At 62.6% G+C, this 17,664-nt stretch carries 20 protein-coding genes and 1 other RNA gene; 7 read left to right on the forward strand and 14 right to left on the reverse strand.

Going from position 1 to position 17,664, the window contains the following annotated elements; all coding sequences use genetic code 11:
• Positions 1-36 precede the first annotated feature (36 nt).
• The 4 genes from rsmH to rsmI all read right to left on the reverse strand — a co-directional run bounded on the left by rsmH (position 37) and on the right by rsmI (position 3,049).
• Positions 37-978 (reverse strand): 16S rRNA (cytosine(1402)-N(4))-methyltransferase RsmH, encoded by a 942-nt coding sequence (gene rsmH / locus F3J43_RS08850; protein ID WP_502706603.1) that lies wholly within the window; start codon positions 976-978, stop codon positions 37-39.
• A 2-nt stretch (positions 979-980) separates the two neighbouring features.
• Positions 981-1,436 carry a division/cell wall cluster transcriptional repressor MraZ gene (gene mraZ, locus F3J43_RS08855; protein WP_011535546.1) on the reverse strand — a complete coding sequence of 152 codons (456 nt, stop codon included), beginning with the start codon at positions 1,434-1,436 and terminating at the stop codon, positions 981-983.
• Between the two features lie 310 nt (positions 1,437-1,746).
• An RNA gene (gene rnpB / locus F3J43_RS08860) (RNase P RNA component class A) lies at positions 1,747-2,106 on the reverse strand.
• 67 nt (positions 2,107-2,173) lie between these two features.
• Positions 2,174-3,049 carry a 16S rRNA (cytidine(1402)-2'-O)-methyltransferase gene (gene rsmI / locus F3J43_RS08865; protein ID WP_166884861.1) on the reverse strand — a complete coding sequence of 292 codons (876 nt, stop codon included), beginning with the start codon at positions 3,047-3,049 and terminating at the stop codon, positions 2,174-2,176.
• A gap of 187 nt (positions 3,050-3,236) precedes the next feature.
• Here rsmI and F3J43_RS08870 point away from each other — a divergent pair, with 187 nt between their 5' ends.
• The 5 genes from F3J43_RS08870 to F3J43_RS08890 all read left to right on the forward strand — a co-directional run bounded on the left by F3J43_RS08870 (position 3,237) and on the right by F3J43_RS08890 (position 6,961).
• On the forward strand, positions 3,237-5,054 hold the full coding sequence (locus tag F3J43_RS08870; RefSeq protein WP_166884863.1) for a penicillin-binding protein activator: 1,818 nt from the start codon (positions 3,237-3,239) through the stop codon (positions 5,052-5,054).
• A complete protein-coding gene (locus F3J43_RS08875) occupies positions 5,054-5,425 on the forward strand; it encodes a YraN family protein (RefSeq protein WP_166884865.1) in 372 nt (123 codons plus the stop codon). Before F3J43_RS08870 ends, F3J43_RS08875 begins: the two co-directional genes overlap by 1 nt.
• Before the next feature lie 94 nt (positions 5,426-5,519).
• On the forward strand, positions 5,520-6,107 hold the full coding sequence (locus F3J43_RS08880) for a phosphoheptose isomerase (RefSeq protein ID WP_502706604.1): 588 nt from the start codon (positions 5,520-5,522) through the stop codon (positions 6,105-6,107).
• The gene (locus tag F3J43_RS08885; RefSeq protein ID WP_166884868.1) at positions 6,104-6,682 is read left to right on the forward strand and encodes a BON domain-containing protein; all 579 of its coding nucleotides are present in this window, start codon (positions 6,104-6,106) and stop codon (positions 6,680-6,682) included. Before F3J43_RS08880 ends, F3J43_RS08885 begins: the two co-directional genes overlap by 4 nt.
• A 60-nt stretch (positions 6,683-6,742) precedes the next feature.
• A complete protein-coding gene (locus F3J43_RS08890; protein ID WP_166884871.1) occupies positions 6,743-6,961 on the forward strand; it encodes a YgdI/YgdR family lipoprotein in 219 nt (72 codons plus the stop codon).
• 66 nt (positions 6,962-7,027) lie between these two features.
• Here the strand turns inward: F3J43_RS08890 and F3J43_RS08895 are convergent, their stop codons facing one another.
• From F3J43_RS08895 to rplM, 7 genes are all read right to left on the reverse strand, one after another.
• Positions 7,028-7,447: a ClpXP protease specificity-enhancing factor gene (locus F3J43_RS08895; RefSeq protein WP_166884873.1), complete on the reverse strand. Its 420-nt coding sequence runs from the start codon at positions 7,445-7,447 to the stop codon at positions 7,028-7,030.
• Positions 7,448-7,458: 11 nt separating this feature from the next.
• A complete protein-coding gene (locus tag F3J43_RS08900; RefSeq protein WP_166884876.1) occupies positions 7,459-8,082 on the reverse strand; it encodes a glutathione S-transferase N-terminal domain-containing protein in 624 nt (207 codons plus the stop codon).
• Positions 8,083-8,199: 117 nt separating this feature from the next.
• On the reverse strand, positions 8,200-8,979 hold the full coding sequence (locus F3J43_RS08905; RefSeq protein ID WP_166884878.1) for a cytochrome c1: 780 nt from the start codon (positions 8,977-8,979) through the stop codon (positions 8,200-8,202).
• A complete protein-coding gene (locus tag F3J43_RS08910) occupies positions 8,979-10,193 on the reverse strand; it encodes a cytochrome b (RefSeq protein ID WP_205297722.1) in 1,215 nt (404 codons plus the stop codon). Before F3J43_RS08910 ends, F3J43_RS08905 begins: the two co-directional genes overlap by 1 nt.
• Positions 10,190-10,783, reverse strand: a complete 594-nt coding sequence (petA, locus tag F3J43_RS08915; RefSeq protein WP_166884882.1) for a ubiquinol-cytochrome c reductase iron-sulfur subunit — start codon at positions 10,781-10,783, stop codon at positions 10,190-10,192. The genes F3J43_RS08910 and petA overlap by 4 nt, the downstream gene beginning before the upstream one ends.
• A gap of 266 nt (positions 10,784-11,049) precedes the next feature.
• On the reverse strand, positions 11,050-11,442 hold the full coding sequence (gene rpsI, locus F3J43_RS08920) for a 30S ribosomal protein S9 (protein WP_003260797.1): 393 nt from the start codon (positions 11,440-11,442) through the stop codon (positions 11,050-11,052).
• A 14-nt stretch (positions 11,443-11,456) separates the two neighbouring features.
• Positions 11,457-11,885, reverse strand: a complete 429-nt coding sequence (gene rplM / locus F3J43_RS08925) for a 50S ribosomal protein L13 (RefSeq protein WP_003260798.1) — start codon at positions 11,883-11,885, stop codon at positions 11,457-11,459.
• Between the two features lie 257 nt (positions 11,886-12,142).
• Between rplM and F3J43_RS08930 the strand changes: the two genes are divergently transcribed.
• Positions 12,143-13,183, forward strand: a complete 1,041-nt coding sequence (locus F3J43_RS08930) for an NADP(H)-dependent aldo-keto reductase (protein ID WP_166884884.1) — start codon at positions 12,143-12,145, stop codon at positions 13,181-13,183.
• Between the two features lie 135 nt (positions 13,184-13,318).
• Positions 13,319-14,314: a GlxA family transcriptional regulator gene (locus tag F3J43_RS08935; protein ID WP_166885012.1), complete on the forward strand. Its 996-nt coding sequence runs from the start codon at positions 13,319-13,321 to the stop codon at positions 14,312-14,314.
• Positions 14,315-14,388: 74 nt separating this feature from the next.
• Here the strand turns inward: F3J43_RS08935 and zapE are convergent, their stop codons facing one another.
• From zapE to F3J43_RS08950, 3 genes are all read right to left on the reverse strand, one after another.
• Complete coding sequence (gene zapE / locus F3J43_RS08940) at positions 14,389-15,483, reverse strand: cell division protein ZapE (RefSeq protein ID WP_166884886.1); 1,095 nt, start codon at positions 15,481-15,483, stop codon at positions 14,389-14,391.
• 127 nt (positions 15,484-15,610) lie between these two features.
• Positions 15,611-16,960 carry a tryptophan--tRNA ligase gene (locus F3J43_RS08945; RefSeq protein ID WP_166884888.1) on the reverse strand — a complete coding sequence of 450 codons (1,350 nt, stop codon included), beginning with the start codon at positions 16,958-16,960 and terminating at the stop codon, positions 15,611-15,613.
• A gap of 25 nt (positions 16,961-16,985) precedes the next feature.
• Positions 16,986-17,621, reverse strand: coding sequence for an alpha/beta hydrolase (locus F3J43_RS08950; protein WP_166884890.1), 636 nt, complete (start codon positions 17,619-17,621; stop codon positions 16,986-16,988).
• Positions 17,622-17,664 lie beyond the last annotated feature (43 nt).

Raw genomic sequence — 17,664 nt, forward strand, 5'->3', positions numbered from 1 at the left:
AGCTCCCGCCTGGCAAAGGCTTGGCAAAAAGCCGACTCAACGCAGCTTCTCCGCCACCCGCATCACGGCGCTACGCGCCCGCGGGTTGGCCTTGAGCTCCGCGTCGGAGGCAAACTGCGCCTTGCCGATGAGCTTGATCTTCGGCTCGAACGCCTTGTGCTGCACCGGCAGGTTGCGCGGCAGGTTGTCGGCCTCGCCCTTGACCAGCTTGCGCATGAACAGCTTGACGATGCGGTCCTCGAGGGAGTGGAAGCTGATCACCGCCAGGCGACCGCCGATCTCCAGCGCATCGATCGCCGCCTCGAGGCCTGCCTCGAGATCGCCCAGCTCGTTGTTGACGTGGATACGCAAGCCCTGGAAGGCTCGGGTCGCCGGATTCTTGCCCTTTTCCCATGCCGGGTTGGCGACCTTGAGCACTTCGGCCAGGTCGGCGGTGCGGGTGAACGGCTGCTTCTCACGACGCTCGACCACGGCACGCGCCATGCGTCCGGCAAAGCGCTCTTCGCCGTATTCCTTGAACACACGGGCAATTTCTTCAACGGGCGCGGTGGCGACGAACTCCGCGGCGCTGATGCCCTGCCCAGGATTCATGCGCATGTCCAGCGGGCCGTCGTTGAGGAAGCTGAAGCCGCGCTCGGGGTCATCCAACTGCGGCGAGGAAACGCCCAGGTCGAGCAGGATGCCGCTGACCTTGCCGTCCAGACCACGCTCGGCAACTTCCGAACCCAGTTCGGCAAAGCTGCGCTGCACAATGACAAAGCGGCCGTCTTCGGCCGCCAGCGCTTGCCCGGTGGCAATCGCCTGAGGATCCTTGTCGAACCCCAGCAGTCGCCCTTGCGGCCCGAGCTTGCTGAGGATGAGGCGACTGTGGCCGCCACGCCCGAAGGTGCCGTCCAGATAGCAACCGTCGGCGCGCAAGGCCAATGCCTCGACAGCTTCGTCGAGCAGGACGGTGATGTGGTTGAAGCCGCTATCTATGGTCACAGGATCAGGTCACGCAAGTCGTCGGGCATGGCGCCCGGTTGTTGAATAGCTGCAAGGTCGGCTGCCGAAACCGCGTTCCAGGCATCCTCATCCCACAGCTGGAATTTGTTCAGTTGCCCCACCAACATCGCCTTCTTGTCCAGCTTGGCGTACTCACGCAGGCGGGGCGGCACCAGGAAACGCCCGCTGCCATCGAGCTCCAGGTCAACCGCGTTGCCGATCAGCAGACGCTGAAGGCGACGGTTTTCCTCACGCAACGATGGCAATGCACGCAACTTGGCTTCTATCTGTTCCCACTCGTCGAGGGGATAAACACACAAGCAGGGGTCAACCGCGTCGATGGTCACGATCAACTGACCATTGCAACGCGAATCGAGCTCGTCACGGTACCGACTCGGCATTGCGAGTCGACCCTTGGCATCGAGGCTGACGGCGTTAGCTCCGCGGAACACGGCTGCGATTCCCCACAATGTTAGCTTTTTTGTGTCAGAAAACCCACTTCATCCCACTTTCTGCCACTTGCGCACACTATAGGAATCCGTTCGCTACACCGTCAAGGCACGTTCACAAGGAAATCCCTTACAGGACGGCGATTTAGCTCAACAATGGAATGTGAAAGGATTGTCAGAGAGGGAAAAACGACAGGAAAAATCAAACCCACTCAAGCGGATAGGGAGTGAAGTTAAAGTGATTTATTAAGAGTAAGAATTTTTCGGTATTACCAGGACACATCTGCTATCGATTCAAGCAGGAAGGGAGGGGGTGGAGAGTCGATCTGTAAGCCGGGTTTTGTCGAGGACAGTCATTCCTCTACGACGGCCATCACTGGACGCCTCTAGCAACCTACCCGGTTCCGACGCGGGCCACGCCATAAGGAACCCTATTTGGTCTTGCTCCGAGTGGGGTTTACCTAGCCACGAACTGTTGCCAGTCGTGCGGTGCGCTCTTACCGCACCTTTTCACCCTTACCGGCGCCGAAGCGCTTAGGCGGTTATTTTCTGTGGCACTTTCCGTAGGCTCGCGCCTCCCAGGCGTTACCTGGCACTCTGCCCTGCGGAGCCCGGACTTTCCTCCCCCGCCTCTTGCGGAACAAAAGACGGCAGCGACTGTCCGATCGACTCTCCGCCGCCAAGGTTACCGGCAGGCGCGCTCAAGAACAAGTGACGGAATAAATAATGTCATTAAGCCATTAGTTGGATTTCTGCTTTTCCAGGGCCAACTGGTACAACAAGTTCTTGCGCACGCCGGTGATTTCCGCCGCCAACGCTGCGGCACGCTTGAGCGGCAACTCCGCCAGCAGCAAGTCGAGCACGCGCTGCGCCTCGCTGCCGATCGCATCTTCATCCTCTGGCGCGCTCCAGCCAGCCACCAGCACCACACACTCGCCACGCTGCTGATTGCTGTCGCCCTGCACGAACGCCCGCAGCTCGGCCAACGGCAAGCCCTTGAGGGTCTCGAAGGTCTTGGTGATCTCACGCGCCAGCAATGCCGGGCGCTCACCGCCGAATACCGCCTCCATATCCTCCAGGCACTCCAGGATGCGATGCGGCGCCTCATAGAAGATCAGCGTGCGCGGCTCTTCCCTGACCTGCTCCAGCCGCGCGCGGCGCCCGGCTGCCTTGGCCGGCAGGAAGCCTTCGAAGATGAAGCGATCCGAAGGCAAGCCAGCGGCGGACAGCGCGGCAATCAGCGCGCAGGCTCCCGGTACCGGCACCACCTGCACACCGGCAGCGCGCGCCTGGCGCACCAGATGGTAGCCAGGGTCGGAAATCAGCGGCGTGCCAGCGTCGGACACCAGCGCCACATCATCCCCGGCCAGCAGCCGAGTGATGAAACGGCCACCCTCGTCGCGCTCGTTGTGCTCATGGCAGGCCGCCAGCGGCGTATCGATACCGAAGTGCTGCATCAGGCGCACCGAGTGACGAGTATCCTCCGCGGCAATCAGGCTCACATCGGCCAGCACCTTCAACGCCCGGGCACTCATGTCATCGAGGTTGCCGATCGGCGTGGCGACGACATACAGCGTACCCACGGTGGTTTTGGAAGCCCCTGCAACATCAGTCACTGCGCACACCTGCATTTCGGATCAAAGGCGCCATTGTAGCCCGAGCGCCGGCAACAGGGCGCAAAGAACTTCGCCCGCCAGCCATCGAGAGCCGCCTATAGTGAAGGTTGCCCTTCGGCGAGTTCGCACCCCGCACCGCGCTTGGGTACAATCGTCGGCCAACTTGATCGAGTAACAGGACCTTTACATGATCGCTTGCCTGCGGCTGCTCACAGCCCTCTGCCTCGCTGCCTTGCTGGCAGCCTGTGCCAGCTCGCCCTCATCCAGCCTGGGCGAATTGCCACGCACCCCGGACGCCAGCATCGAGCAACTGCTCGACAAGGCCGCCTCCAGCAAGTCCGCGGAAGATGCCGCACTGCTGCGCTTGAGCGCCGCTGACCTGGCCTACCGGCAGAAGGACTTCCCTCGCTCGGCACGCATCCTCGAGCAGGTCCCGCTGGACTCGCTCAAGCCAGCCCAACAGGTGTTCGCCAGCACCCTGGCCGCCGAACTGGCCATGAGCCGCAAGCAACCCAAGGCGGCCCTGACAGCCCTGTCTCACCCTAGCCTGCAACGCGTCGGCGAACTGCCGCCAGCCCAGCAGGCACGCACTTACAACGTCCACGCCGCCGCCCTCGAGGCCGACGGCCAGACCCTGGCCGCCGCCCAGCAGCGCGTGCTGCTCGCCCCGCTGCTCAGCGACCAGGCTGCCAGCGCCAACAACGATGCCATCTGGGCCCTGGTCGCCGCACTGCCGGCCGAGCAGTTGCAACAGAGCAGCAACGACGAGACCCTCGCCGGCTGGACCAGCCTGGCCCTGGCCGTCAAAAGCGCCGGCACCCTGGAGCAACAGCAGAGCGCCATCGACAACTGGCGCAAGCAGCACCCGGACCACCCGGCCGCCAAGCAACTGCCTGCAGCCCTGGTCAAACTCAAGGAACTGGCCAGCCAACCACTGACCAAGATTGCCCTGCTGCTGCCTCAGGAGGGCCAACTGGCCGGTGTCGCCCGCGCCTTGCGCGACGGTTTCATGGCCGCCCACTTCCAGGCCCAGCAAGGCGGACAGCCAGCACCAGCCGTGCAGGTCTTCGACAGCTCGCGCATCACCTCCCTGGACGACTTCTACCGCCAGGCCCAGGCTGCTGGCGTCCAATTGGTCGTTGGCCCGCTGGAAAAGCCACTGGTCAAGAAACTCGCCGACTACCCGCAACTGCCGATCACCACCCTGGCCCTGAACTACGCCGACGCAGGCCAGAAGGCCCCGGCCCAGCTGTTCCAGTTCGGCCTCGCCGCCGAAGACGAAGCCCGCGAAGTGGCCCGTCGCGCCCGCGCCGATGGCAAGGTCCGCGCCGTGGCCCTGGTACCGCGTGGCGAATGGGGTGACCGTGTGCTCGCCGCCTTCCGCCAGGACTGGGAAAGCAACGGCGGCACCCTGCTTGCAGCCGAGCGCATCGCCCAGCCGGTCGCCCTGGCCCAGCAGATCGCCGACCTGTTCCAGCTGCGCCAGAGCGAAGGCCGTGCCAAGAGCCTGCAAAGCACCGTGGGCGGCAGCATCGCCGCCCAACCTTCGCGCCGCCAGGACATCGACTTCATCTTCCTCGCCGCCACTCCGCAGCAGGCCCAGCAGATCAAGCCGACCCTGAACTTCCAGTACGCTGGCGACGTGCCGGTCTACGCCACCTCCAACCTTTACAGCGCCAGCGGTGACGTCAACCAGTACAACGACATGAACGGCATCCGCTTCTGCGAAACGCCCTGGCTGCTCGACAACACCAACAGCCTGCGCCAGCAGGTGGTGCAGCAGTGGCCGCAGGCCGCAGGCAGCCTCGGCCGCCTGTACGCCATGGGTGTCGACGCCTACAGCCTGGCACCGCGCCTTGGCCAGCTCAAGGCCCTGCCGGACAACCGTGTCGAAGGCCTGTCCGGCAGCTTGAGCATCAACGCCGCACAACGCGTCGAACGCCAACTGCCCTGGGCCGAGTTCTCCGGCGGCCAGGTCAAGCGCCTGCCGGATACCCCGCGCTGATGCCCGGCGCATCGCCCTCCTGCGCCGGGCAAGCCGCTGAAGACCATGCCCTCGAGCTGCTTCGAGGACATGGTCTGCAACTGCTGACGCGCAACTGGCGATGCAAGGGTGGCGAGCTCGATCTGGTCATGCTCGATGCCGATACAGTAGTATTCGTCGAAGTCCGCTATCGGTTGCACGCGAACTTCGGCGGCGCCCTCGGCAGTATCGATGGGCGCAAGCAGAAGCGACTGGCGCTAGCCGCCAGCCTTTTCCTGCAGAATGAACCCCGCTGGGCCAATCATCCCTGCCGCTTCGACGTTATCGCCCTGCAAGGCCAAGGCCACGGGGGCGAACCGCTGCAATGGCTGAAAAACGCCTTCGAGTGCTGAACCCGTTCCGATTTTTTTGCTCTATGTTTCGCGGGCTGGTCCCTGTCGCGCGTCGCGCCGGCCACCGCCCCTCTTAAGGTCACACCAGATGGACATGCAATCCCGAATTCGCCGGCTGTTCCAGGCCAGCATCGACACCAAGCAACAGGCAATGGACATCCTGGCACCTCACATCGAGCAGGCCAGCCTGGTCATGGTCAACGCGCTGCTCAGCGACGGCAAGATGCTCGCCTGCGGCAACGGCGGCTCGGCCGGCGATGCCCAGCATTTCTCCTCGGAGCTGCTCAACCGCTTCGAGCGCGAGCGCCCGAGCCTGCCAGCCATTGCCCTGACCACAGACAGCTCCACGCTCACTTCGATCGCCAACGACTACAGCTACAACGAAGTCTTCTCCAAGCAGATCCGCGCCCTGGGCCAGCCCGGCGACGTCCTGCTGGCGATCTCCACCAGCGGCAACTCGGCCAACGTGATCCAGGCGATCCAGGCCGCACATGACCGCGAAATGATTGTCGTAGCCCTGACCGGACGCGACGGCGGCGGCATGGCGTCGCTGCTGTTGCCCGAGGACGTGGAGATCCGCGTACCCTCGACGGTCACCGCGCGCATCCAGGAAGTCCACCTGCTGGCGATCCATTGCCTGTGCGACCTGATCGACAGCCAACTGTTCGGGAGTGAAGAATGATCCCCAAGCGTCTCGGCCTGATGGCCCTCACCCTGTGCCTGGGCCTGTCCGGCTGCAGTTCGGTCCTGACCTCGACCCGCAACTCGCCCATCGAGGACGACCGCGGCACCCGCACCATCGGCAGCAAGATCGACGACTCGCTGATCGAGACCAAGGTCTCGGTCAACATCGCCAAGGCCAACCCGGATCTGGACAAGGGTTCGCACATCGTCGTCAGCAGCTACAACGGCGTGGTTCTGCTCGCCGGACAAACGCCACGCGCCGACCTCAAGTCCCTCGCCGAGCAGACTGCCGGCCAGGTGCAGCGGGTCAAGAAGGTGCATAACGAGCTGCAGGTCATGCAGCCTTCGTCGATCCTTGCGCGCAACAACGATGCCTGGCTGACCACCAAGATCAAGACCCAGATGCTCACCGACGAGAACGTGCCCAGCTCGCGCATCAAAGTGATCACCGAAAACGGCATCGTCTACCTGCTCGGCCTGGTCCGCCAGCAAGAGGCCAACGCCGCCACCAACGTGGTGCAAGGCGTCTCCGGCGTGCAGAAGATCGTCAAGCTGTTCGAGTACATCGACTGATTACCCCGCGAGGGCGGCACTGTCGCCCTCGCCCTTCAACCCTGATCCAGGAAGTACCCCATGAAGAAGTTCCTGCTGCCCGCCCTGTTGCTCGGCGCCTTCGCCACCCTGGCCGGCTGCTCCACCCCGAGCGTGATCACCCTCAACGATGGTCGTGAACTGCAGACCACCGACACGCCGAAATTCGACCGCAACTCCGGCTTCTATGAGTTCAAGCAACTCGACGGCAAGCCGACCCGCATCAACAAGGATCAGGTGCAAAGCATCAAGGATCTGTAAGCGCAGCGGCAACAAAAAAGGCGATCCCCAGGGATCGCCTTTTTTGTTGCCCGGTCAGCCGGAAGGTTACTTGACCACCTTCAGGCTTGGCCGGCCACTCGGGCGTGGCGGCTCCGGCGGCAGATCATCATCCGCCCCGGTTTCATCATCCTGCAGGTCGTCCTCATCGTCGAACGGTGGCTCGAGCTCGAAGACCATGCCCTGCCCGTTCTCCCGGGCGTAAATGCCCAGAATCGCGCCAATCGGCACATACAGTGAATGGGAGACGCCTCCAAAACGCCCTTCGAAGCTCACCGCCTCGTTGTCCATGTGCAGGCTACGTACAGCACTGGGCGAAATATTCAGGACGATCTGGCCATCATTGGCGAAACCCTGGGGGACCTGGACCGCCGGATACTCGGCATTGACCAGCATGTGGGGCGTGCAATCGTTGTCGACGATCCACTCGTACAGCGCGCGAACCAGATAGGGGCGACTGGAGTTCATACGGCTCCTCATTAAACTTTGCGCATTTCACGTTCAGCAGCGGACAGGCTTGCCTGGAAAGACTCGCGGGCAAACTGTCGCTCCATGTAATCCAGCAGCGGCTTGGCCTGCCGCGGCAATTCGATACCCATCACCGGCAAGCGCCAGAGGATGGGTAGTAGACAACAATCGACCAGACTCTGCTCCTCACTCATGAAGCAGGCCATTTCGCCGAACAGCGGCGCCACGCCGGTCAGGCTCTCGCGCAGCTCCTTGCGCGCCTGGGCACGAGCGGCATCGCTGCTGCGCGAATCGAGCACGGTATCGGCGAGCGTGCACCAGTCGCGCTGGATGCGATGCATCAGCAAACGGCTGTTACCGCGCGCCACCGGGTACACCGGCATCAACGGCGGATGCGGATAACGCTCATCGAGGTATTCCATCACCACGGTCGATTCATACAGCGCCAGGTCGCGATCGACCAGGGTCGGCAGGCTGGCGTAGGGGTTCACCTCGACCAGCCGCGGGGGCAGGCGCTTGGTGTCGACATCGATGATCTGCACCGCGACGCCTTTCTCCGCGAGCACGAGGCGCACCCGGTGGGAGTAATGATCAGCGGGGTCGGAATAGCAGGCTAACCTGTTGGTTGCGCCCATGTAGCGCCTCCTCGCACGGGATGCTCGTGAAACTGTAAATGAAAACGCGCCCGGGGTGCCCCAGCCTTGTCGCTGGGGCACCCCGGGCGCGTTCAACTACCAGAAACTACTGCGTGATCAGTGCACGTCCTTCCAGTATTCACGCTTGAGCAAATAGGCGAATACGAAGAAGAAAGCCAGGTACAGGAGCACATAGGTACCGATGCGCTGACTTTCCAGTTTGACCGGGTTGGCCGAATAGGCCAGGAAGGTCACCAGGTTCTTGACCTTCTCGTCGAACTGCTCGGCGGTCAGGGTACCGGATTTCTCCTCGACGGTCAGCTGGTCGCACGCCTCATGGGTCAGCGGGCTACCGGTCAGCGGGTCGAACTGCTTCTTGCCATCGACCACGGTCTGCACCTGCTTGCAACCGATCACCTGGTTGCCCTGCAGCCCGACCAGGACGTTAGGCATGCCCACATTGGGGAAGACCTTGTTGTTCACACCCCAAGGGCGCGACTTGTCCTCGTAGAAGCTGCGCAGGTAGCTGTACAGCCAGTCGTTGCCACGCACCCGCGCGACCAGGGTCAGGTCGGGGGGCGCGGCACCGAACCAGACCTTGGCATCGTTGGGCTGCATGCCGATCTGCATGTGGTCGCCGATCTTGGCACCCGTGAACACCAGCTTCTCGAGCATCAGCTCATGGGGAATGCCCAGGTCGTCGGCAACCCGCTCGTAACGCTGGAACTTGGCGCTGTGGCAGCCCATGCAATAGTTGGTGAAGGTACGCGCGCCATCCTGCAGGGCAGCCTTGTCACTCAGGTCGATATCGACCTTGTCCAGATCCGGGCCATGCTCGGCGGCGAAGGACAGGCCAGGCATCAATGCCAGCAAAAATACTGCAATCAACTTTTTCATCAGCCAGTCACCCTTTCCGGAACCGGTTTGGTCTTCTCGAGCCTTGTGTAGAACGGCATCAGCAGGAAGTAGGCGAAATACAGCACCGTACAGACCTGCGACAGCAAGGTTCGCCCGGGCGTCGGCGCCAGGACGCCCAGCACGCCGAGAATGATGAAGGCCACACAGAACACCAGCAGGAAGACCTTGCTCAGCCAGCCCTTGTAGCGCATGGAGCGGACCGGGCTGCGGTCGAGCCAGGGCAACACGAACAGCACGGCGATCGCGGCGCCCATGGCGATGACCCCGAACAGCTTGTCAGGCACCGCGCGCAGAATCGCGTAGAACGGCGTGAAGTACCAGACAGGGGCGATATGCTCAGGCGTCTTGAAGGCGTTGGCCTGCTCGAAGTTCGGTTTTTCCAGGAAATAGCCACCCATTTCCGGGAAGAAGAACACCACGGCACAGAACACGAAGAGGAACACCACGACGCCGGCAATATCCTTGACGGTGTAGTACGGGTGGAACGGAATGCCGTCGAGCGGAACGCCGTTCTCGTCCTTTTTCTTCTTGATGTCGACACCATCGGGGTTGTTCGAACCCACTTCGTGCAGCGCCAGAATGTGCAGCACCACCAGACCAAGAATCACGATCGGCAGCGCCACCACGTGCAAGGCGAAGAAGCGGTTCAGGGTGATGCCCGAGATCAGGTAGTCGCCACGGATCCACTGGGTCAGGTCGTTGCCGATCACCGGGATCGCACCGAACAGCGAGATGATCACCTGGGCGCCCCAGTACGACATCTGCCCCCAAGGCAGCAGGTAGCCCATGAAGGCCTCGGCCATCAGCGCCAGGTAGATCAGCATGCCGAACAGCCAGACCAGTTCACGCGGCTTCTGGTAGGAGCCGTAGAGCAACCCGCGGAACATGTGCAGGTAGACCACGATGAAGAATGCCGAGGCACCGGTGGAGTGCAGGTAGCGCAGGATCCAGCCGTACTCGACGTCACGCATGATGTACTCGACCGAGGCGAATGCCTCTTCGGCCGACGGGGTGAAACTCATGGTCAGCCACACGCCGGTGACGATCTGGTTGACCAGCACCAACAGTGCCAGGGAGCCGAAGAAGTACAGGAAGTTGAAGTTCTTGGGCGCGTAATACTTGCTCAGATGCTCTTCCCACATCTTGGTCGCGGGGAAGCGCGCATCGATCCACTCCATGAACTTGCTCATCATGCTTTCTCCTGGTCGACGCCGATGACAATGATGTCATCCGACTCGTACGAGTGCGGTGGCACTGGCAGGTTGAGAGGCGCCGGCTGGGACTTGTAGACGCGTCCGGCCAGGTCGTAGTGCGAGCCGTGGCAGGGACAGAAATAGCCCCCCACCCACTTCGGCCCCAGGTCGGCCGGAGCGACTTCGGGACGGAATGTCGGCGAGCAGCCCAGGTGGGTGCACAGGCCGACCAGGATCAGGATCTCCGGCTTGATCGAGCGCACCTCGGGATCGACGTAGGCCGGTTGCTCCGAAGCCTTGGACTGCGGGTCGGACAGGTCGCCTTCGATTTTCTTCAGATTGGCGAGGATTTCTTGCGTTCGCCGCACGATGAACACCGGTTGCCCACGCCACTCGGCCACCATCTGCTGCCCGGGCTCGACCTTGGCGATATTGACCTTCACCGGTGCGCCGGCGGCCTTCGCCTTGGCACTGGGAAACCATGACCCCACGAACGGTACCGCAGCCCCCACTGCTCCCGCTGCCCCGACCACGGATGTCGCGGCTACGAGGAAGCGGCGCCGGCCTGCGTTGACGCCGTCATTGCTCATTCAGTCCTCTCCCATCAGCTTGCTTGGCCTGTTTTTACAGGCATCTACTTAGGTGTGTCTGTGGCACTAAAAATTGGCCGCAATGGTAAGGAACAAATCCACACACTGACAAGGTGATTACCCGCTCGTCGGGCCACTACCCTCGCTTTGCTTGATCTGTGTCTATGCGACAAACGGCCACGGACTAGCCAACAGGTTAGTTCAAGACATAAAAAAAGCCCGGTTCCAAAAATGGAACCGGGCTTTTTTTGACTGCCGAAGCGGTATTAACGCTTGGAGTACTGAGGACGCTTACGCGCTTTACGCAGACCCACTTTCTTACGCTCAACTTCACGAGCGTCGCGGGTGACGTAACCAGCACGACGCAGAGCGCCACGCAGGGTTTCGTCGTATTCCATCAGGGCACGGGTGATACCGTGGCGGATCGCACCGGCCTGACCGCTGACACCACCACCGGAAACGGTGACGTAGATGTCGAACTTCTCAACGGTCTCGGTCAGTTCCAGCGGCTGGCGAACAACCATGCGAGCGGTTTCGCGGCCGAAGAACACGTCCAGGGAACGGTTGTTGATGGAGATGTTACCGGTACCTGGACGCAGGAAAACGCGAGCGGTTGCGGTCTTGCGACGGCCAGTGCCGTAGTTTTGAGTCGCCGACATAATGAACTATCCCGTTAGATCTTCAGTTCTTGAGGCTGCTGAGCAGTGTGTGGGTGAGCTGCACCCGCGTACACTTTCAGCTTGCGGTACATGTCGCGACCCAGCGGGTTCTTCGGCAGCATGCCTTTGACCGCGGTTTCGATGACACGCTCAGGGGCCTTGGCGATCAACTTCTCGAAGTTGATTTCCTTGATACCGCCCGGGAAGCCGGAGTGGGAGTAGTACATCTTGTCGGAAGACTTGGCACCAGTTACACGCACTTGCTCGGCGTTGATGACGACGATGTAGTCGCCGGTGTCAACGTGAGGGGTGTATTCTGGCTTGTGCTTGCCACGCAGGCGGCTAGCGATTTCGGTAGCCAGACGACCCAGGGTCTGACCAGCGGCGTCGACTACGAACCACTCGCGCTTTACTGTTTCCGGTTTAGCAGTAAAAGTTTTCATTCTCTAAAGCCTCAGAGGCCGCCCAGCGAAAAATAGACGGCGAATCTTACTGGATAGTGCACAGCTTGCCAAGGGCAAGCGCGCAGCCGAACGCTGACGCTTTTGGGGGCTCGGGTCGGGCACGCCAATGTTCGACAAAGGTTCTTCTCTCGTGGTGGTGCATCACTTCCGCCACGCGAAGAGCTGCACGATTATCCAGATTGCGCCGAAAATTTCAACCTGCTTTTATGGGCTTCTTTGCCTGGAGCGTCCCTTCGATGGAATACCGCAAGCTCGGTCGTACCGACCTCACTGTCAGCGCCCTGTGCCTGGGCACCATGACCTGGGGCGAGCAGAACACGCAGGACGAGGCCTTTGCCCAGATCACCCTGGCCAAGGCCAGCGGCATCAACTTCATCGATACCGCCGAGATGTATCCGGTACCGCCACGTCCGGAAACCTACGCCGCCACCGAGCGCATCATCGGCAACTGGTTCGCCGCCAATGGCGACCGTGACGACTGGTTCCTCGCCAGCAAGGTCGCCGGGCCCGGCAACGGCATCAGCCATATCCGCGACGGCCAGCTCAAGCACAACCGCCAGCACATCGTCACGGCACTGGACGAGAGCCTCAAGCGCCTGCGCACCGACCGTATCGACCTGTACCAGCTGCACTGGCCCGAACGCAGCACCAACTTCTTCGGCAAGCTCGGCTACCAGCACCTGCCCCACGACCTGTTCACCCCCCTGGAAGAGACCCTCGAGGTGCTGGACGAGCAGGTACGCGCCGGCAAGATCCGCCATGTCGGCCTGTCCAACGAAACACCATGGGGCACCCTGAAGTTCCTGCACCTGGCCGAGACCCGCGGCTGGCCACGGGCGGTGTCGATCCAGAATCCCTACAACCTGCTCAATCGCAGTTTCGAGGTGGGCCTGGCCGAGGTGGCGATTCGTGAACAGTGCGGGCTGCTGGCCTACTCGCCACTGGCCTTCGGCATGCTGTCGGGCAAGTACGAGCATGGCGCACGTCCGGCCAAGGGTCGCCTGACCCTGTTCAGCCGCTTCGCCCGCTACTCCAACCCGCAGACCGTGGCCGCCTGCAGCCGCTATGTGCAACTGGCCCGCGAGCATGGCCTGGACCCGGCGCAGATGGCCCTGGCGTTCGTCACCCAGCAGCCGTTCGTGACCAGCAACATCATTGGCGCGACCACCCTGGAGCAGTTGCGCAGCAATATCGACAGCCAGGCGCTGAACCTCGGCGACGAGTTGCTGGCGGCGATCGAGGCGATTCACCAGGAGCAACCGAATCCGGCGCCTTGAGCCGACGCTCGCGCCTGCTTTGAGGCGGGCGCGGGCTTGCCCTGCGATGGGGAATACGGGGTAGACACAATCGCCAAAAAATAAGACGATCCAGCCGGTGATTGACCACTCTACCCTATAAGAACAATGACAATGATGTTTACCCAACCCTCCGCGCCCTTGCGGCGCGTCAGCATCCTGGCCATTGATAAAGTGTTCGCCTCGACACTGATGCAGGCCAAGGATTTCTTCCACCTGGCCAGCCTGCGCTACAGCAAGCAACTGGGCCTGGGCCTGCAGCCGATGTTCGAAATCGGCCTGGTGAGCCCGGACGGCTTGCCCGTGGACAGTTTCAGCAACGTGCAGTTGCCGGTCGACGGCGGCCTGAACGATGCCGATGTGATCATCCTCCCGGCATTCTGGGACGACTTCGACAACCTCCTGCAACGCTACCCGCAGGTCCTGCCTTGGCTGCGCGCGCAGCATGCCCGCGGCGCCGTGCTGTGCGCCGAGGCCAGTGGCGTGTTCTGGCTGGCCGAGTCAGGCCTGCTCGACGGCAAGGAGGCGACCACCTACTGGCGCTTCTTCGCCAACTTCGCCGAACGCTTCCCGAAGATCCGCCTGAACCAGGACAAGCACCTGACCGATGCCGACAACCTGTACTGCGCCGGCGGCACCACCTCGGCCTGCGACCTGTATATCTACCTGATCGAGCGTTTCTGCGGCGCCAACGTCGCCCGCGCCGTGGCCCGCGACATCCTCTACGAAGTGCAGCGCAGCTATACCCCCGGGCGCATGGGCTTCGGCGGGCAGAAGCTGCACCAGGACCTGATCATCCTGCAGATCCAGCACTGGCTGGAGGAGCACTTCGCCGACAAGTTCCGCTTCGAGGACGTGGCGCGCAACCATGGCATGAGCATCCGCAACTTCATGCGCAGGTTCCAGAGCGCCACCGGCGACAAGCCGCTGCACTACTTGCAGCGCCTGCGCATCGAGACCGCCAAGGGCCTGCTGTCGAGTACGCGCAAGAGCATCAAGACCATCAGCTACGAGGTGGGCTACGACGATGCGAGCTTCTTCGCCCGGCTGTTCCGCCAGCATACGGAACTGTCGCCGAACCAGTATCGACAGCAGTTCATGCAGGAAGCCTGAAACCATCGCGGGGCAAGCCCGCTCCCACCAGCCAGTGGAAGCGGACTTGCCCCGCGATGGTTTGCTGCGTGACTCTACGGCTTGTGGGCGCGCGACAGGAATTCGTGGGACTGCATTTCCAGCAAGCGGCTCAGGGTGCGCTGGAACTCGAAGCTCAGGCGTCCACCGGTATACAAGTCCTTGAGCTCCACCTCGGCCGAGATGATCAGCTTCACGTTACGGTCGTAGAACTCGTCGACCATGTTGATGAAGCGACGGGCGATGTCGTCGGTGGTCACGCCCATCTGCTCGACGTTGCTCAGCAGCACGGCGTGGAAGATCTTGCCCAGTTCGATGTAGTCGTTCTGGCTGCGCGGGCCGTCGCACAAAGCCCGGAAGTCGAACCAGGCAACGTCGTCGCAGGTCAGCAGGGCGTTGATCGGCCGGTTCTCGATCATCAGCACGTCGTTCTCGACGGCCTGGGTGCACTCGGGCGTCAGCGCCTTGAAGCTGGCGCGCATGCTCTGGTGGGCCGCCTCGTCGAGCGGGTAGTGGAACAGTTCGGCCTGTTCCAGGTGGCGCAGGCGGTAGTCCACGCCGCTGTCGACGTTCACCACGTCGGTGTATTGCTTGATCATCGCGATGGCCGGTAGGAAGCGCGCGCGCTGCAGGCCATCCTTGTACAGGCCGTCCGGGACGATGTTGGAGGTTGCCACCAGCGAGACGCCGTTCTTGAACAGCTCTTCCATCAGCGTGCCGAGGATCATGGCGTCGGTGATGTCGGAGACGAAGAACTCGTCGAAGCAGATCACCTTGGCTTCTTCGCTGAAGCGCTTGGCGATGATGGTCAGCGGATTCTTCTCGCCCTTGAGGGTCTTCATCTCTTCGTGGACACGCTTCATGAAGCGGTGGAAGTGCGTGCGCATCTTCTGCTTGAACGGCAGCGCTTCATAGAAGGTGTCGACCAGGTAGGTCTTGCCTCGCCCTACCCCGCCCCAGAAGTACAGGCCCTTGACCGGCGTCTGCTCCTTCTTGCCGAACAACTTGCCGAACATGCCCGGCTTGTTGTTCTGCGCGTGTACCAGGTCGTCGTACAGGCGCTGCAGGTGACGCACCGCAGTTTCCTGCGCCGCGTCATGGAAGAAGTCGGGACGTTTCAGATCTGCTTGGTATCGTTCTAGGGGCGTCATGATTTCGTTAGCGAGGCAACAAAAAACGGGCCGTCACTGTAGCGACCGGCCCGCCTGATGGCAATCATACATATGACGATGGTCGCCCCAACCCCAATTCGCAAGGCTGGTCCTACAGAGGCCCGACTTAGTCCAGCTGTGGCGCAAGCGCCTCGCGCAGGCTGACGATGGCTGCGTCACGGGCCTCGGCATTGTCGAACCGCGGCCCCTCGGCCACCTGCTCGCCATCCAGCCAGAGCGAGAAGCCCAGGCCTTCGACGCGCACATCGGCCTCACCGCCCTGCTGCAACTGCTTGCTCACCGCGCCAGCGCTCTTGCCATCGGCGAAGCTGCGCGACAGCAGCAGTTGCTCGCCATCGGCGGCCAGCAGGCGGAAGCGGAAACTGCCGTCCTCATCACGGAAGCTGACGAAGCGCGCGCTCTTGGCAGCCTTTTTCTTCACCTCGGCATTGGCCTGAACGGCGGTGCGGAACGAACGCAGGCCAACCGCCTCGCGCAACTGCTCGAGGAACGGCGTGGCGATCTTGCGGGCCTTGGCGGCGCCGGCCAGGAGGATGTCCTCGAGGTCGGACGGGCGTGCGATCAACTGATGGTAGTGCTCGCGCTTCTCGGCCAACTGGCCATCGAGCAGCTGGAACAGACGCTGCTTGGCCTCGCCCCAGCCCAGCCCTTGCAGCAGTTCGTCGCGGAACTCGGCGGACTGCGCCGGGCTCGAGAAGGCCTGGAACAGGGTGAACAGGTGGGCGTTGTCCGGATCCTTCGCCTCGCCCGGCGCGCGGGAGTCGGTGACGATGCGCGAGATCGCGTCCTTCATGTCCTTGGCGCTGGTGAACAACGGAATGGTGTTGTCGTAGCTCTTGGACATCTTGCGACCGTCCAGGCCCGGCAGGGTCGCCACGGTTTCCTCGATCACCGCCTCGGGCAGGGCGAAGAAGTCCTTGCCCTGGCCGAACAGGTGGTTGAAACGCTGTCCGATGTCGCGGGCCATTTCCACGTGCTGGATCTGATCGCGACCGACCGGCACCTTGTGCGCGTTGAACATCAGGATGTCGGCGGCCATCAGCACCGGGTAGCTGAACAGGCCCATGGAGACGCCGGCGTCCGGGTCTTCGCCGGCCTCGACGTTCTTGTCCACCGATGCCTTGTAGGCATGGGCGCGGTTGAGCAAGCCCTTGGCGGCGACGCAGGTCAGCAGCCAGGTCAGCTCGGGGATCTCGGGAATGTCGGACTGGCGGTAGAAAGTGACCTTGTCCGGGTCCAGGCCGCCGGCCAGCCAGGTGGCGGCGATTTCCAGGCGCGAGCGCTGGATGCGCTGCGGGTCGTCGCACTTGATCAGGGCGTGGTAGTCGGCCAGGAAGTAGAACGAGTCGGCACCGGGCTGCTGGCTGGCGAGGATGGCCGGGCGGATGGCGCCGGCGTAGTTGCCCAGGTGCGGGGTGCCGGTGGTGGTGATACCGGTGAGAATGCGCGTGGTCATGGGGGTTCGCTTATTCAGGCTTGGCTCAGTTCGAAAGACGCGGCAGCACCAGATCCTTCAGATCGGTCAGCTTGCCATGGAAGAAGTGTCCGCATTCTGCCACTTTCAGCAGCTCATGGGGGCGCGTCAGGGCGTCGGACCAATCGTAGACCAACTGCGGATCGACCACTTCGTCGGTGTCCGGCTGGACCACGGTGAGGGCGACCTGCCCAGGCAGCGGGAATTGCTCGCTCAGGCGCATCACCGCCGGGGCGATCATGAACAGGTGCTGCAGCTTGCAGCCCTGGGCCTCGAGGCGACCGGCCAGGCTGGCAGCGACGAAGCCGCCGAAGGAGAAGCCCATCAGCACCACGGGCAGCTGCGGATGTTGCTCACGCAACCAGGCCGCGGCCGCTTCGGCATCGGCTACTTCGCCCGCGCCCATGTCGTGGCTGCCGGCGCTCTGGCCGACACCGCGGTAGTTGAAGCGCAGGGTGATGTAGCCGGCGTCGCGGGCGGTGCGCTGCAGGGTCGAGACCACCTTGTTGAGCATGGTGCCGCCCTGGACCGGGTTGGGATGACAGATCAGCACCGCGCCACGGGCGTCGGCCACGTCCAGGTACAAGGCTTCCAGCTGGCCGCACGGGCCATCGATGAACAAGGGTGTTTCGCGGATAAGCAAGGCACTACTCCGTGACCTCGGGGAGGGTCGACTCGTCTAGCTG

The organism is Pantoea sp. Cy-639 (assembly GCF_011752525.1).
GTDB lineage: Bacteria > Pseudomonadota > Gammaproteobacteria > Pseudomonadales > Pseudomonadaceae > Aquipseudomonas.